Below are 16,088 nucleotides of genomic sequence, written 5' to 3' on the forward strand. Positions count from 1 at the left end.
GCTACATCCGCTCCGGCGCGCCGACCCCGAGCAGGCGCAGGCCGTTGGCGAGGACCGTCCGGGTGGCCTCGTTCAGCCAGAGCCGGGTGCGGTGCACGTCGGTGACCTCCTCGTCGCCCATCGGGGTGACCCGCCGCTCGTCGTACCACTTGTGGTAGGCGGAGGCGAGCTGCTCGAGGTGCCGGGCGACCCGGTGCGGCTCGCGCAGCTCGGCCGCCTGGGCGACGACCCGCGGGAACTCCCCGAGCCGGGCGAGCAGCTCGGTCTCGGTCTCGTGGTCGAGCAGTCCGGGGTCGAAGCCGTCCTCGGTCCGCACGCCCAGGTCGCGGGCGTTGCGCCCGACACCTGCGGTGCGGGCGTGGGCGTACTGGACGTAGAACACCGGGTTGTCGTTGCTGCGCCGCACGAGCAGGTCGAGGTCGACGTCGATGGGCGAGTCCACCGAGGAGCGGGTCAGGGCGTACCGGGCGGCGTCCACGCCGACGACGTCGACGAGGTCCTCCATGGTGACGACGGTGCCGGCCCGCTTGCTCATCCGCACCGGGACGCCGCCGGAGACGAGGTTGACCATCTGGCCGATGAGCACCTCGACGACGTCCGGGTCGTCGCCGAACGCAGCGGCGGCGGCCTTGAGCCGGGCGACGTAGCCGTGGTGGTCGGCGCCCAGCATGTAGATGCACAGGTCGAAGCCGCGGCGCCGCTTGTCGCGCAGGTAGGCCAGGTCCGCCGCGATGTACGCCGGGGAGCCGTCCGACTTGATCACGACCCGGTCCTTGTCGTCGCCGAAGTCGGTGGAGCGCAGCCACCACGCGCCGTCGGCGTAGTAGAGGTTGCCGCTCGCCTTGAGCTCCTCGACGACCGCCTCGACCTGGCCGGAGGAGTGCAGGTCGTCCTCGTGGAAGAACACGTCGAACTGGACGCCGAAGTCGCGCAGCGACGTCTTGATCTCCTCGAACATCAGCTCGACGCCGTGGGCCCGGAAGTACTCCTGGGCCTCGTCGTCCGGCAGGGTCGTGGGGTCGCTCGGCGCGGCCTGCACGACGCGGCGGGCGATGTCGTCGATGTAGGCGCCGCCGTAGCCGTCCTCGGGGACGGCCTGGCCGCGGGCCCGGGCGAGCAGGGAGCGCGCGAACCGGTCGATCTGCGCGCCGTGGTCGTTGAAGTAGTACTCGCGGGTGACGTCGGCACCGGAGGCCTGCAGGATGCGCGCCAGGGAGTCCCCGACCGCGGCCCAGCGGGTGCCGCCGAGGTGGATCGGTCCGGTCGGGTTGGCCGAGACGAACTCGAGGTTCACCACCCGGCCGGCCATCGCGTCGTTGCGCCCGTAGGCCTCCCCCGCCTCGACGACGGTGCGGGCCAGCTCCCCGGCGGCCGCGGCGTCCAGGACGATGTTGAGGAACCCCGGCCCGGCGACGTCCACGCTCTTGACACCCGGCACCTCCACCAGCCGGGCCGCGATCACTCCGGCCAGCTGCCGCGGGGGGATCCCGGCCCGCTTGCCGAGCTGCATCGCGACGTTCGTGGCCCAGTCGCCGTGCTCCCGGTTGCGGGGCCGCTCCACCCGGACGTCGTCCGGCACCTCGACGGTGAGGTCGCCGGCGGCGACCGCGTCGAGCAGGCACTGGCGGACGGCGCGGGCGAGGGCCTCGGGAGTCACCGGTCCAGGGTAGTGGCGGGCACGACGACGGCCGGTGCCGGCAGGTCGTCCTCGACCGCCCGCGGCCGGCTGATCACCCAGCCGGCGAGGACCTGGACGACGAGTGTGGCGGAGAGGAAGCCGAATGCCGCCCCCCAGCCGCCGGTCACGTCCCGCAGCCAGCCGACGACGAACGGCCCCGCCCCGGCGACGGTGTAGCCGACGCCCTGGGCGAACCCGGACAGCGCGGCGGAGCCCTGCGTCGTCCGCGAGCGCAGGTTGACCATCGCCAGCGCCATCGGGAAGGCACCGGGGCCGGCCCCGGCGGCGACGACCCACAGCCAGGTGAGGTCGGCGGGGCGCAGCAGCAGCCCGAGGTAGCCGACGGCGTAGGCGAGGAGGAAGGTGAGCACCAGCCAGAAGGGGTTGCGCATCCGGAAGGTCAGCCACGGCACGAGCAGCGACATCGGCATCCCGACGGCGGCGAACAGGGCGAGCATCGTCCCGCCCTCGGCGGCGGTGAGTCCCGCGTCGAGCAGCAACGTCGGCAGCCAGGCGAACATCGCGTACGTGTTGAGGGAGGTCATCCCCAGCAGGCCGGCCAGTCCCCAGGCGACCGGGCTGCGCAGCAGCGCGCCGGCCGGTACGTGCGGGGCCGCGGGCAGGCCCGCGGTGTCGCGCCGGGCGCGGTGCGCGGTGACCAGCCAGGGCACGGCCGCCGCGAGGGACAGCAGCGACCAGGTCGCCACCGAGGCCCGCCAGCCCGCCAGGTCGGCGACCGGGACGGCGAGCAGCGGCGGCAGCGCCGTGCCGGCGGCGAGCAGCATGGCGTACAGGCCGGTGACGGCGCCGACGCGGTCGGGGAAGTAGCGCTTCACCAGCGGCGGCAGGACGACGTTGCCGACGCCCATCCCGCCGAGCGCCAGCAGCGACAGCGCGAGAAAGCTCGCCGTGCCGGGGGCGACGGCCCGCAGCAGCAGACCTGCGGTGGTGAGCAGCATGGCGGCCCACGCGGTCCGCTCCAGTCCCCAGCGCCGGGCCAGCGCGGGGGCCGCGGCGCCGAACGCGGCGAACGCGACCGTCGGGACGGTGCCGAGCAGGCCGGCGGCCGTGGCGGACATGCCCAGGTCGGAGCGCACGTCGGCGAGCAGCGGGGAGACCGCGGTGACGGCCGGACGCAGGTTCAGCGCCACGAGCACCACGCCGAGGGCGACGGTGACCCGCCCCCCACGGGTGGCCGTGCTCTGGGACGATCGGCGCGGGGACACGACGGGGATGGTAGAGGTGAAACATAGGATGACTCGATGACGCGTCACGATGCGGACGCCGACGCCGCTCCGGTGCATGCCCGGCGGGCCAGCCGGATCGACCAGGTGATCGAGGTGCTCCGGGAGGAGCTCGGGTCGGGACGGTGGCCAGTGGGCAGCCGCATCCCGACCGAGCCCGAGCTGGCCGAGCTGACCGGCACCGGCCGCAACACCGTCCGTGAGGCGGTGCAGGCGCTCGTGCACGCGGGCCTGCTCGAACGCCGCCAGGGCTCGGGCACGTACGTGGTCGCCGACAGCGAGCTCGCCGTAGCCGTGGGCCGCCGGGTGGCCGAGGCGCGCAACCGGGACGTCCTGGAGGTCCGCCGCACCCTGGAGGTGGGCGCGGCGCGGCTGGCCGCCACCCGTCGCACCGCCGCGGACGTCGCCGAGCTGCGTGAGCTGCTCGCCCGCCGGACGGCGGCGCGGACGGCCGGTGACCTGGACGACGTCGCCGCCGCCGACCTCGCGCTGCACCGGGCGATCGCCCGGGCCTCCCGCAACCCGGTGCTCAGCGAGCTCTACGACCACCTCATCGACGCGATCGCCGAGAACGTCCGGGTCAACGTCGGCGTGCGGCTGCGGACCGCCGACAACGACCACGCCGACCTCGTCGCGGCGATCGTCGACGGCGACCCCCAGCGCGCCGCCCTGGAGGCGGCGCGGTTCATTGACGAGCTCCTCGGCGAGGGGTGCTGACCGGCGCGCAGATGTCTCTTAGAACGCGGACGGCGCCGCTCGAGGCCTCCTGAGCCGCTCGAGACCCCCTGAGTGTCGGTGGGCCTGCGTAGGGTGACGATCGTGGACGGGGGAAGCCTGGAGACCGGCGCCGTACCCGGCGTCGCCGTGCTGTGGGGGAAGTCGAACGCGGGCGGTGAGCCACACCTCCTCGTGGCGCACCTGCTCGACACCGCTGCCGTTGCTGAGGTCCTGTGGGACCGTTACCTGGCTCCCTCGTTCACCCAGCAGGTCGACGCGTCCTGCGGCGGACGGGGGCGGGACCTGTTCGTCCTGGTCGCCGGCCTGCACGACGTCGGCAAGGCGTCCCCGGCCTTCCAGTCCAAGGACGAGGTGCTCGCGCAGCGCGTGCGCGACAGCGGGCTCACCTGGCCGCCGCTCACCCGAACAGGTGCCGGGCGCTGGCACCACACGCTGGCCGGCGCACACCTGCTCCGTCGTGCCCTGCGGTCGGCCGGATGGAGCCGACAGTCGAGGTCGTGGGTACTGCCCCTGGTGGCCGGTCACCACGGGGTCGTTCCGGACGCGAGCCGGTGGAGCGAACCACCGGAGCGAGGTGCCCAGGGTCCCGGACGCTGGCCAGCGGCTCAAGACGCCCTGGTCGCCTGGGTGGCCGGCGCACTGGAGCTGGACCTCAAGTCCGCGGAACCCTCATCGGCCCCCGCCCGCGGCGTCCAGCTGGCCCTGGTGGGAGCGGTCATCATGGCTGACTGGATCGCCAGCAACGACCAGCACTTCCCGGGCATCGCCCAGCTGGACGACGTGTCGATGGAGCGTTCCCGGCACCGCGCGCACGAAGCATGGCGTCACCTCGGGCTAACCGGCGGATGGCAAGTCAGCCGGCTCAGCAGCGGACCTGGCACCTTCGAACGACGCTTCGGCAAGCCACCACGTGCCGCACAAACCGACGCAGTGGCGCTGGCCGAGCAGATGGAGGCGCCCGGGCTGCTGCTGCTCGAGGCACCGATGGGCGAGGGGAAGACCGAGGCCGCTCTGGCAGCGGTCGAGGTGCTCGCCCGACGCTTCGGTGCGACCGGCGTCTTCGTCGGCATGCCCACCCAGGCCACCAGCGACCCGATGTTCACCCGGGTTCGCACCTGGCTGCGCTCGGTCGACCCGGACGTGCCACTGGCCCTGCTGCACGGGAAACGACAGTTCAACCCCGAGTGGCGGGCACTGCTCGACCAGGGCCGCTTCTGCGGTGTAGACGACTTCGGGATGGACGACTCCTACGGGACGTCGGCTCCCGTCCCCGCCACCGACCGGCCAGGTCAGGCACCGGCGGAGTGGTTTCTCGGCCGCAAACGCGGACTTCTGGTCCCCGCCACGGTCGGGACCGTCGACCAGCTGCTACACGCAGCCACCCGAACCCGACACGTCATGCTGCGGCACACGGGGCTGGCAGGACGAGTCGTCGTGCTCGACGAGGTGCACGCCTACGACGTGTACATGTCGCAGTTCCTGTTCGAGGCCCTGCGCTGGCTGGCTCAGCAGCAGGTACCCGTGGTGCTGCTCTCGGCCACGCTGCCACCGGATCTGCGCGCGCGCCTGGTGCGCGCGTACCTGCAAGGGGCGACCCGTCGGCGGGACACCGGCGTCGAGGGCCTGCCGCACACGACTGGCTATCCACGGGCGACGTCCGTGTGCGTGACCGGCGAGGGAGCCTCGTTCGACGTCGCCGTCAGCGCCCCCTGGCGCCCGTCGATGACCGTCCAGGTCCAGGTCCTGGACGAGGCGCCGATGGCCGGCCCGGACGACGTGGCGAGGCTCGTGCTCGAGGCCGTCACCGACGGCGGTTGTGTCCTCGTCGTTCGCAACACGGTGGCAAGGGCACAGCAGACGTACCTGGCTCTGCGGGATGCCTTGGGAGACGACGTGGTGCTGCTGCACGCTCGCCTCACGGCGGGCGAGCGCGCAGACCGTACCCAGCGACTGCTCGACGCGCTGGGTCCGCCGGTGGCAGCCTCCGGGCCTGGCCGGCCCAGACGGCTCGTGGTGGTCGCGACACAGCTGGCCGAGCAGTCCTTCGACGTCGACGTGGACCTCCTGGTGACCGACCTGGCTCCCATCGACCTGCTGCTGCAGCGTGCAGGGCGGCTTCACCGGCACGACCGTCCACCAGCTGCCAGGCCGGTACGTGTACGGAACCCGAAGGTCGTCGTGGCCGGGATGCGCCGGTCTGCGACCGGCCCGCCCGACCTGCCACCGGGTAGTGAGGCGGTCTACGGGCGGTACCTCTTGCTGCGGGCAGCCGCCCTCGTGACGGGGGCGGACGGGGGTGCCGGTTGGTCGGTGCCCGCCGACGTGCCGCACCTCGTCAGCCGCGGCTACGGGGAGGACCCGCAGTGGCCGTCGACGTGGCAGGACGCCGGTTCGGATGCGCGCGCGGAGTGGGACACCGAGCAGGAACGGCGTGCTGACAACGCCCAGAGCTACCTTCTCGGCGGGCCGTCCGATCTGAGCAAGGACACGTTGGACGGGCTGCACGCACGAGCCACCGCCCCTCTCGACGACGACGACGCAGTCGCCGCGGTCGTCCGCGACGGCGAGCCGTCGGTGGAGGTCGTGCTGGTGCAGCGCCGGGATGAGGGCGGCTACCTGACGCTGGACGGCCGCTCGTTGGGGCCGGGTGGAGAGGCTGTCAGCGACCCGTCACTGCTGCAGACGGTGCTTGCCGCGACGATCCGGCTGCCTGCTGTGAAAGTGCTCACCTCGGCTGCGCAGACGGAGCTCAGGCCGCTGCCGGGATGGACCGCGGACCCGTGGCTGGGCCGAGCCCGTGCGCTCGTGCTCAACACCGAGTACACGGCGCGGCTTGGCGGGTACGCGCTGCGCTACGACCGAGAACTGGGGCTGCTGCACGAACGGGAGGGACGCCGTTGACCGGATTCGATCTTGTCCACGAGCCGTGGGTGCCGGTGATGGAGGAGGGCAGGAGACGAGATGTCTCCTTGCTGGAGGCACTGCAGCGGGCGCACGAGCTCGGGACGCTGGCCGTCGACGACGCCCTGCAGGCCGTCGCCGTCCTGCGGCAGGTCCTGCTGCCGGTTCTCCTCGACGCCTTCGGCGCCCCGCAGACCGCCGAGGAATGGGCACAGCGGTGGGAGGAAGGCGCGTTCGACGGCGAGCGCATCGAGGCCTACCTCGCCCGGCACGCCCACCGGTTCGACCTGTTCCACGACACGACCCCGTTCGCCCAGGTCGCCGGACTGCGCACGGAACGGGACGACACCAAGCCCGTGTCCCTGCTCCTGCCTGCCGTGGCCGCGGGCAACAACGTGCCGCTGTTCTCCGCGCGTACCGAGGCCGACCCGCCGTCGTTGACACCGGCCGAGGCGGTTCGGGCGCTGGTGTCCGGCCACTGCTGGGACACCGCCGCCATCAAGTCGGGGGTGGTGGGCGACCCGAGGGCCAAGGCGGGCAAGACCACGGGCAACCCGACGGGGCCGCTCGGGCAGCTGGGAGTCGTCGTTCCGATCGGGCCGACACTGCGCGACACCCTGCTGCTCAACACTCCCGTCGTCATCGACGGCCTCGCGCCCGACGACCTGCCCCAGTGGCGCCGCGAGCCCGCGACCGCCGCATGGCAGCAACGACCGGCCACCGGGTTGCTGGACCTGCTGACCTGGCAGTCCCGCCGAATCCGGCTCGTACCAGAGACGACGGGTGACGGCACCGTGGTGGTACGCCGGGTCGTGGTCGCTGCGGGCGACCGGCTGACCCAGATCCCGGTCGACGTCGAGCCGCACACCGCCTGGCGCGTGAATCCTCGCCCCGCAGCGGGTCAGCCCTCGGTTCGCCCGGTCCGGCACGTCTCAGGACGGTCGGCGTGGCGCGGCCTGGCGGGCCTTCTGGCCACCTCGGTCCCCACCGACGACAAGGTGACGGCACCGCTCCTGCTGCAACAGATCTCCCATCTGAGAGCCGAGGATCACCTACCGCCTGACTACCCGCTGCAGGTCCTCACCGTGGGGGTCGAGTACGGCAACCAGTCGGCGGTCGTGGAGGACGTCATCGTCGACCAGATCCCACTACCCGTCGTGGCCCTCGTCGCGGACGACTCCGTCAGGGCCGTGCTGCTCGAGGTGACCCGTCAGGCCGAGGAACTCCGGGAGGCCGCCAACAGGCTGGGGGACGACATCCGTGCCGCCTGCGGAGCTGACAAGATCCCGTGGGACCGCAGCCAGCGACTCGGCGACACGCTGGTGCAGGAGCTGACTCCCGTCGTGCGACGCCTGTTGAGGGGGCTGCAACGGGAGCCAGAGCGCACCGACGACGCCGTCCTGGCCTGGCGTCAGACAGCTGGCCGCCTCGCGCTGGCCACCGTCGAGCCGGCCCTGGACGCCGCTCCACCCACGGCCTTTCTCGGCCGTCAGGTCACCGAACGCCTCTCACTGCGTCTGGCCACCGCAGAGCGTCGGTTCCGCGACGCCATCAACAAGACGCTGGGGAACCCGATCGACCAGACCCAGGCAGAGCCAACTTCCCCCCGAGGAGCCCAACGATGACGAGTAGCACGACAGCCCACCCCGCAAGCCGGGCCGGAGCACGTCGCGCGCCGTACTGGCGCCGGTTCGTCGACGACACCGGGGGCTGGCGCGAGGAGAGACCCCCGGGTGCCGACCTGGCGGCTCTGCGTCAGGGGATCGGTCGAGAGGCGGGCACCGTTCCCGCGATGTGGCCCTACTACACCACCCTGAGTGCAGACGGTCACGTGTCGGCGGACCTCTTGGCGGAGCACCACGCCCTCACCTTGTACGGCGTCCACCAGCAGTCCGAGTCGATGCCCATGCACCGCCCGAAGGCCGGGGTCGGGAAGGCCTTCGCCGCGCTCAGGACCCATGGGAAGTTCAGCGCCGAGGCGGTGGACCGGCGCTTCGCCGCCGCGGCTACCGCCACGTCGCTCACCGAGGCCGCCACCCATCTGCGCGGGCTCATCAGCCAGCTGCGCGTCATCGACCGCCCACTGGACTACGACCTCCTGTTCCGCGACCTTCGCGACTGGCAGTTCCCGGAGCGTCGCCCCACCGTCCGGCGTCGATGGGGGAGCGCCTACTTCGCTGCCCACCCGGAGGCGACAACAACGAGCGGAACTCCGACCTCTGCCGATTCCTGACCGAGACCCTTCACCCACGGGAGACCCCATGACCACGTGCACGTACGTCGACATCCACGTGCTGCAGACCGTCCCACCGTCAAACCTCAACCGCGACGACGCCGGGAGCCCCAAACAGGCCATCTACGGCGGCGTGCGACGGGCCCGTGTCTCCTCGCAGGCATGGAAGCGGGCAGCGAGGAAGGCCTTCGCCGAGCAGGTCCCCCCGGAGCGGCTGGCGACACGGACCAAGAAGATCTCCGGGCTACTCTCCGACCGGCTGATCGCCCGGACGGGAATGGCGGAGGAGCACGCGACCCGACTCGCCACCACGTTGCTGAGCCCCCTGAAGATCACTCCCGGTCGGAAGGCAGCAGAAACGGCCTACCTGCTCTTCTTCGGTAGACCTCAGCTGGAGCGGCTGGTCGACGAGGTCGCCGATCGGGCCGACGACCTGGCTGCTCTGGACGACGAGCAGCTCAAGGATGCGCTCAAGGACGTGCCCGTGCGGGACATCCTGTCCTCCGGCCACCCGATCGACGTAGCCCTGTTCGGTCGCATGGTGGCGGATCTGCCGGGTCTCAACGTCGATGCGGCGACACAGGTGGCTCACGCCCTGTCCACGCACCAGGTGGAGCTCGAGTTCGACTACTACACGGCGGTGGACGACGAGAACCCGAAGGAGGACACCGGCGCCGGAATGATCGGCACGGTCGAGTTCAACTCCGCCACCCTCTACCGCTTCGCCACTGTCGGGGTCCACCAGCTCATCGACAACCTGGGCGGTGACGTCGAGGCTGCCATGGAAGCGCTGCGGGTGTTCGTCTCCGCCTTTGTCACCTCGATGCCCACGGGCCACGAGAACTCGTTCGCCCACCGCACCACCCCGAGCCTGGTCAGCGTCGTCGTGCGGGACGACCAGCCGGTCAACCTCGTGTCGGCATTCGAGGCGCCGGTCCGCGCGGACGAGCGCGGAATCGCTCAGCTGTCCGCTCTGCGGCTGGCCGAGGAGATGTCACAGGCCTCAACGCTGTGGGGCCTCACGCCGTTGAACGTCGCCTCCACATACTCCGGAGGGGACCACGACACCCTCCGTCAGGCGCTCGGTGACTCCCGGCCGTTCCCGGCCGTCGTCGACCAGACCGTCACGGCCGTGCGTCGACACGTTGCGGGGCAGGGGTCCTGATGCCCGGTGACGAGGCCAGTCTGCTGTTGAGGCTGGCGGGTCCAATCCAGTCGTGGGGGACGGCAAGCCAGTTCAATCGGCGCGCGACGGGACCTGAGCCGACCAAGAGCGGGATCATCGGACTGCTCGCCGCGGCACAGGGACGGCGTCGCCAGGACACGATCGAGGACCTCCTAGACCTGAAGCTCGGCGTCCGTGTCGATGAGCCGGGGTCTCTGCTGAGGGACTACCACACGGTGAGTGACTACCGGGGCAGGCCTCTGCTGTCGGCCAAGGTCTCGGCCAAGGGCAAGCAAGAGCCCACGTCTCCCGCCAAGACCACCCACGTCACCGAGCGCTTCTACCTGCAGGACGCCGTCTTCGTCGCCGCCGTCAGCGGCGCGACCGCCCTGCTGGAGGGGCTTCTCGACGCCCTTCGACGTCCCCGGTTTCCGCTCGCACTCGGACGACGGTCCTGCGTCCCCACCCAGCCACTCGTCCTCACACCTCCTCCGGCGTCGGCATCAGCTGGTCAGGAGGGTCTGTGGGCCGGCGGCTGCGGGGCGGCGCTGTCCGAGGTGCCCTGGCAGGCCAACGTCGGCACGCGACGGCGCCTGCGCCGTGAGCGCAGCGCGCCGATGCATGTCGACCTTGCGGTAACCGTCGACGACCCGATGGGGGACGACGTCCGCGTCGACGTACCGGCGACCTTCGACCCGCTGCGCAGGTCCTTCAGCTCCCGCCGCGTTCGACAGGGCTGGGTACGGGTCCCGTCGGGCATCGAGGGAGCGACGAGCTCCGAGACCCATGATCCCTTCTCGTTGCTGGGGTGGTGACGTCGCATGTACCTGTCTCGAATCTGGCTGAATCCGCTGCGGACCGGCACTCAGAGGATGCTGCGCAGCCCGCAGGTGGTACATGCGGCCGTTCTGGGCGGCCTGCCGGGACAACCCGTCGAGGAACGGCCCCTGTGGCGGCTTGAGACTGAGTCCCCGCATCGACTCCAGCTGCTCGTCCTGACACGGTCACTGCCGTCGTGGGAACACGTGGTGGAGCAGGGCGGATGGCCGTCGGCTGAGGAGTCCCAGACCTTGGTGCGCAGCGTCAAGCCACTGCTGGACCGTGTCGAGCGTGGCCGGGAGTTCGCGTTTCGCTTGCGCGCCAACCCGGTCAGTGCCACTCGCCGTCCGGCGAAGCCCTCGCCTGCGCAGGCCGAGCAACTCAGCGTGCCCGGGGCCCGCGGCGTTCGCGTCCCGCACCGCACCGCATCGCACCAGCTCGCCTGGTTTCTCTCACGGACTGCGTCGTGGGGCTTCGACATTCCGGAGACAGAGTCGGGATTCCCAGACGTGCTGCTGACGGGCCGCGAGAGGATCTCCTTCACCAAGGGAGGTGACGACGGGCGGCACCGCGTCACCCTGAGCACTGCCACCTTCGAGGGCCGCCTTCGGGTGGCCGACGTCGACCTGCTCAGGCAGAGCCTCACGGAGGGAGTGGGCCCCGCTCGCGCCTACGGCTGTGGTCTGATCACGCTGGCTCCGGTGTCGTCCAGGTCGCGGGCGGAGGTCTGAGATGTGGTGGCTGGCGAACCCGCAGGACCTGCACCGGGTCGAGGACAGGCTGTCCACGCTGTACGTCGAACGCTGCCACATCGACCGTGACGACAACGCGGTCGTCCTGGTCAATCGCGAGCGGACGGTACGCGTGCCAGCCGCCTTTGTCGCAACCGTGCTGATCGGTCCAGGGACGCGGATCACGAGCGGCGCCGTACGTCTTCTCGCCGACTCCGGTACCGCGATCTGCTGGGTCGGTGAACGAGGCGTCCGGATGTATGCCGCCGGCTTGGGACCGAGCCGTGGCGCAGCACTGCTGATGCGGCAGGCGTACCTGGTGACACGAACCAAGGAGCGGCTCGCTGTCGCCCGCCGCATGTACGCCATGAGGTTCCCCGGGGAGGACGTGGACAGCCTCACGATGCAACAGCTGCGGGGCAGGGAAGGCGCTCGAGTGAAACGGCTGTACCGGGAACACTCCGCTCGGACCGGAGTGCCGTGGACCGGCAGGGAGTACCGGCCGGGGCAGCCCTTCGACGCTGGCGACGACGTGAACCGTCTGCTGTCTGCCGGGCACAGCGCCCTCTACGGCATCTGTCATGCGGCGATCGTCGGCATCGGGGCGAGCCCCGCCCTGGGCTTTGTGCACACCGGTGGTGCGACGTCGTTCGTGCTGGATGTCGCAGACCTGTACAAGGCGGAGTACACCATCCCCCTCGCGTTCGACCTCGCCGCCCGGGGGCACGTCGACGAGCGAGACATTCGCACCGCATTCCGGGACCGCGTAGCCGATGGCCATCTGATGAAGCGCATCGTGCAGGACGTCAAGTCGCTCCTGCTCGGTGAGGAGGCCGACCCAGAAGAGGCCGATGAGCACCATCTGTGGGACGAGTTCGATGGCAACGTCCCGGGCGGCGTCAACTGGGCTCGGGAACTGGCCGAAGGATGGGACTCCCACTCCCTCATCGGAGTCACCGGTCCCGACGTCCCCGAGCCTCCGGTGCCCTGGTGACCGTCGTCATCCTCGTGGCAGCGCCCGAGGGACTGCGCGGTCATCTCACGAGGTGGCTGGTCGAGGTGGCAGCTGGGGTGTTCGTCGGCAACCCCAGCCAGCGGGTCAGGGAGCGGTTGTGGGTGGTGCTGTCGGACCGGATTGGGGATGGTCAGGTGATCATGATTGAACCGGCCCGCAACGAGCAGCGCTGGACTGTGCGTACCGCCGGCCGCGACCGTTGGCACCCAGTTGACTATGACGGACTGATTCTCAGCGCTCGTCCCCGTCGGTAAAGTCCCTGGTCAGCAAGTGTCGTCCCCGCCCACGCGGGGGTCATCCGCTGGTCCAGCAGGATGCTGACCAGCCTCCACTGTCGTCCCCGCCCACGCGGGGGTCATCCGTCGCCGACGACGCGACCCATCGTCTCGAACCGGTCGTCCCCGCCCACGCGGGGGTCATCCGCGTCAGCTTCAGGAGGAGGCGTCGTTGTCGGGGTCGTCCCCGCCCACGCGGGGGTCATCCGTACACGTGGGTGCCGGGTGACACCGGGATCGCGTCGTCCCCGCCCACGCGGGGGTCATCCGGGGGCTGACTGGTCGCCGTGGCGCACCGAGATGTCGTCCCCGCCCACGCGGGGGTCATCCCCCACCGACAGAAGGGAAGTACGCAGCCATGGCGTCGTCCCCGCCCACGCGGGGGTCATCCCCGGTTCATCGACGCTTCGGCGTCGGGTAGCACGTCGTCCCCGCCCACGCGGGGGTCATCCCACCTCAGACCGCCTGCCACTCGTGGGTCATGTGTCGTCCCCGCCCACGCGGGGGTCATCCGTCGGCCGCCGCGCACCTCCACGGCGAGCTGGTGTCGTCCCCGCCCACGCGGGGGTCATCCAGCTGCTCCCACGCGTCACCGCACGCCGGCGCGGTCGTCCCCGCCCACGCGGGGGTCATCCGTGCTCTACGTCAACACACGGACGCGTGAGCTGGTCGTCCCCGCCCACGCGGGGGTCATCCGGCCCTATCTCTGATCTCTGACTCGGTGAGCTCGTCGTCCCCGCCCACGCGGGGGTCATCCCAACCGGGTCGAGGTCCGCCGCGCCCGCATCGAGTCGTCCCCGCCCACGCGGGGGTCATCCCTGGACCGCGAGACTCCTCGGCTCCGAGCACGCGTCGTCCCCGCCCACGCGGGGGTCATCCGCGACCTGGGGAGATCACCGCCGCGATCCTGACGTCGTCCCCGCCCACGCGGGGGTCATCCCCGGTCGGACGACCGTGGGCTGACGTGCGGACGGTCGTCCCCGCCCACGCGGGGGTCATCCGTACGTGTGGGTCCCCGGGGACACCGGGATCACGTCGTCCCCGCCCACGCGGGGGTCATCCGGCCACCGTCTCCGAGCTGGACGCCGCGCTCGTGTCGTCCCCGCCCACGCGGGGGTCATCCGCTGATCTCGATCTCCTGGTTGGGAGGAAGGACGTCGTCCCCGCCCACGCGGGGGTCATCCCAACGGCACCATCCCCGCCGCCGAGTACGAGGTGGTCGTCCCCGCCCACGCGGGGGTCATCCCTCTCCTACCTGGGCCTCATTGACCACGACGACGTCGTCCCCGCCCACGCGGGGGTCATCCCCCGGCGATCGACCGGATCGCCCTGTCGGCGATGTCGTCCCCGCCCACGCGGGGGTCATCCGGCGGCCCAGCAGCGGGTCGAGCACGTGTCCGAGTCGTCCCCGCCCACGCGGGGGTCATCCCCCCTTGTAGTACCCGGGGGCCAGGGCGACGAAGTCGTCCCCGCCCACGCGGGGGTCATCCCTCGAGGGCCTTGGTGTCGAGCTCGGCGGCTTGGTCGTCCCCGCCCACGCGGGGGTCATCCCAGCGCCAGCCAGCCGACGATCGTCACGACCGGGTCGTCCCCGCCCACGCGGGGGTCATCCCGCGGCGATGTCGTTGGTGAGGATCGTCAGCGTGTCGTCCCCGCCCACGCGGGGGTCATCCGTAGCACCCCCCGGAGGGGGTCTTTTCGGGGAGGTCGTTCCCGCCCACGCGGGGGTCATCCGCGCACGCGCTACGAGGTGCTGCGCCGAGACGGGTCGTCCCCGCCCACGCGGGGGTCATCCCCAGTCCGACCCGTTGTCGAGGGTGGGGCACTGGTCGTCCCCGCCCACGCGGGGGTCATCCGGGCTGGTCGTCCCACTCGTGCTCGCCTCGGGCGTCGTCCCCGCCCACGCGGGGGTCATCCCGAAGACGCCGGGCTGTCAGACGCCGATGCTGAGTCGTCCCCGCCCACGCGGGGGTCATCCCTCTCCCATCGAGGGCATCAAGGCCGCGTTCGCGTCGTCCCCGCCCACGCGGGGGTCATCCGGTCCTGCCGGAGCTGCTGTCTACGTTGCTGGGGTCGTCCCCGCCCACGCGGGGGTCATCCCCATGACCCCTACGGCTGTCCCGGGGGGTTGCCGTCGTCCCCGCCCACGCGGGGGTCATCCGCTCTTCCTGCCAGGTTGTCGTCCACTCGTCGTGTCGTCCCCGCCCACGCGGGGGTCATCCCGGCCGTCACGAGCGCGCGGCGAGCCAGGCCCGGTCGTCCCCGCCCACGCGGGGGTCATCCGCGGACCCTCCAGCGCGCTCTCGCCGCGGGGGAGTCGTCCCCGCCCACGCGGGGGTCATCCGGCATCGGCCGCAGCCGCACGTCCCGCGGCAGCGTCGTCCCCGCCCACGCGGGGGTCATCCCTCCCCAGCGCACGGGCGCTCATCGACGCGCTCGTCGTCCCCGCCCACGCGGGGGTCATCCCTGATGGACGTGCTGTCGCTGCTCGGCGGTGGCGTCGTCCCCGCCCACGCGGGGGTCATCCGTCCGGTTCGACGGGGAGTCGGCGGCATCCCAGGTCGTCCCCGCCCACGCGGGGGTCATCCCGCGGCCTCCGGCTTGACCGCGCCCTCGGCGACGTCGTCCCCGCCCACGCGGGGGTCATCCCTTCGTCGTCCACGTCGCCGACCCCACGTACACGTCGTCCCCGCCCACGCGGGGGTCATCCGTCCACGATGGTCCGCAGGTCCCGCAACGGGACGTCGTCCCCGCCCACGCGGGGGTCATCCGCGTCTCCTCCACGGCCGCCGCGTCCGCGGACCGTCGTCCCCGCCCACGCGGGGGTCATCCGTACACCGCGCGTCTACGGTTGGTGTTGCGCCAGTCGTCCCCGCCCACGCGGGGGTCATCCCGCGTCCCGCTCGGTGACCTCGACCGGCACCCGGTCGTCCCCGCCCACGCGGGGGTCATCCGTCAGGCCAGCCAGTTCGTCGCACCGCTGGACGGTCGTCCCCGCCCACGCGGGGGTCATCCCCCCCAACGGCACAGTCTGAACTGTGCCGGTTTGTCGTCCCCGCCCACGCGGGGGTCATCCCCCCAACGCCCATCTGGAGGGCAGTGGACGCGCGTCGTCCCCGCCCACGCGGGGGTCATCCGCAGGCCTGCGTACTGATCGAGGGTCATCGATGGTCGTCCCCGCCCACGCGGGGGTCATCCGGTCGTCACCGAGGCGTCCGTGTCCTTCCAGGCGTCGTCCCCGCCCACGCGGGGGTCATCCCGTCTGGTCCTGCTGGCGGTTGATCGTCTC

11 protein-coding genes and 1 CRISPR repeat array (1 of these 12 running past the window's edge) are annotated in these 16,088 nt (G+C 71.7%); of the genes, 9 read left to right on the forward strand and 2 right to left on the reverse strand.

Annotated elements, in window-relative coordinates; translation table 11 throughout:
- Window position 1: 1 nt before the first annotated feature.
- Entirely contained in the window at window positions 2-1,657 is a 1,656-nt protein-coding gene (locus HJG43_10105; GenBank protein UER54833.1) for an arginine--tRNA ligase, read from the reverse strand.
- A complete protein-coding gene (locus HJG43_10110) occupies window positions 1,654-2,904 on the reverse strand; it encodes an MFS transporter (GenBank protein UER54834.1) in 1,251 nt (416 codons plus the stop codon). The genes HJG43_10105 and HJG43_10110 overlap by 4 nt, the downstream gene beginning before the upstream one ends.
- 36 nt (window positions 2,905-2,940) lie before the next feature.
- Here HJG43_10110 and HJG43_10115 point away from each other — a divergent pair, with 36 nt between their 5' ends.
- From HJG43_10115 to cas2e, 9 genes are all read left to right on the forward strand, one after another.
- A complete protein-coding gene (locus HJG43_10115) occupies window positions 2,941-3,639 on the forward strand; it encodes a FadR family transcriptional regulator (protein ID UER54835.1) in 699 nt (232 codons plus the stop codon).
- A gap of 150 nt (window positions 3,640-3,789) precedes the next feature.
- Entirely contained in the window at window positions 3,790-6,561 is a 2,772-nt protein-coding gene (cas3, locus tag HJG43_10120) for a CRISPR-associated helicase Cas3' (GenBank protein UER55881.1), read from the forward strand.
- Entirely contained in the window at window positions 6,558-8,186 is a 1,629-nt protein-coding gene (casA, locus tag HJG43_10125; GenBank protein ID UER53202.1) for a type I-E CRISPR-associated protein Cse1/CasA, read from the forward strand. The genes cas3 and casA overlap by 4 nt, the downstream gene beginning before the upstream one ends.
- On the forward strand, window positions 8,183-8,794 hold the full coding sequence (casB, locus tag HJG43_10130) for a type I-E CRISPR-associated protein Cse2/CasB (GenBank protein ID UER54836.1): 612 nt from the start codon (window positions 8,183-8,185) through the stop codon (window positions 8,792-8,794). The genes casA and casB overlap by 4 nt, the downstream gene beginning before the upstream one ends.
- A 28-nt stretch (window positions 8,795-8,822) precedes the next feature.
- Window positions 8,823-9,959, forward strand: coding sequence for a type I-E CRISPR-associated protein Cas7/Cse4/CasC (gene cas7e / locus HJG43_10135; protein ID UER54837.1), 1,137 nt, complete (start codon window positions 8,823-8,825; stop codon window positions 9,957-9,959).
- On the forward strand, window positions 9,959-10,774 hold the full coding sequence (cas5e, locus tag HJG43_10140) for a type I-E CRISPR-associated protein Cas5/CasD (protein ID UER54838.1): 816 nt from the start codon (window positions 9,959-9,961) through the stop codon (window positions 10,772-10,774). Before cas7e ends, cas5e begins: the two co-directional genes overlap by 1 nt.
- Before the next feature lie 6 nt (window positions 10,775-10,780).
- On the forward strand, window positions 10,781-11,509 hold the full coding sequence (gene cas6e, locus HJG43_10145) for a type I-E CRISPR-associated protein Cas6/Cse3/CasE (GenBank protein UER54839.1): 729 nt from the start codon (window positions 10,781-10,783) through the stop codon (window positions 11,507-11,509).
- Window position 11,510: 1 nt separating this feature from the next.
- Window positions 11,511-12,503 carry a type I-E CRISPR-associated endonuclease Cas1 gene (cas1e, locus tag HJG43_10150; GenBank protein UER54840.1) on the forward strand — a complete coding sequence of 331 codons (993 nt, stop codon included), beginning with the start codon at window positions 11,511-11,513 and terminating at the stop codon, window positions 12,501-12,503.
- Window positions 12,500-12,778: a type I-E CRISPR-associated endoribonuclease Cas2 gene (cas2e, locus tag HJG43_10155; GenBank protein ID UER54841.1), complete on the forward strand. Its 279-nt coding sequence runs from the start codon at window positions 12,500-12,502 to the stop codon at window positions 12,776-12,778. Before cas1e ends, cas2e begins: the two co-directional genes overlap by 4 nt.
- Window positions 12,779-12,796: 18 nt before the next feature.
- Window positions 12,797-16,088: a CRISPR direct-repeat array (repeat unit 28 nt; unit sequence GTCGTCCCCGCCCACGCGGGGGTCATCC) (it continues 5,338 nt past the right edge of the window).

The organism is Kineosporiaceae bacterium SCSIO 59966 (assembly GCA_020881835.1).
Lineage (GTDB): Bacteria > Actinomycetota > Actinomycetes > Actinomycetales > SCSIO-59966 > SCSIO-59966.

Excerpts from the sequence above, each read along its gene's own strand:
- cas7e (UER54837.1), top strand. The coding sequence starts at position 8,823 with ATGACCACGTGCACGTACGTCGACATCCACGTGCTGCAGACCGTCCCA.
- casB (UER54836.1), top strand. The coding sequence starts at position 8,183 with ATGACGAGTAGCACGACAGCCCACCCCGCAAGCCGGGCCGGAGCACGT.
- cas1e (UER54840.1), top strand. The coding sequence starts at position 11,511 with ATGTGGTGGCTGGCGAACCCGCAGGACCTGCACCGGGTCGAGGACAGG.
- cas6e (UER54839.1), top strand. The coding sequence starts at position 10,781 with ATGTACCTGTCTCGAATCTGGCTGAATCCGCTGCGGACCGGCACTCAG.
- cas5e (UER54838.1), top strand. The coding sequence starts at position 9,959 with ATGCCCGGTGACGAGGCCAGTCTGCTGTTGAGGCTGGCGGGTCCAATC.
- HJG43_10115 (UER54835.1), top strand. The coding sequence starts at position 2,941 with ATGACGCGTCACGATGCGGACGCCGACGCCGCTCCGGTGCATGCCCGG.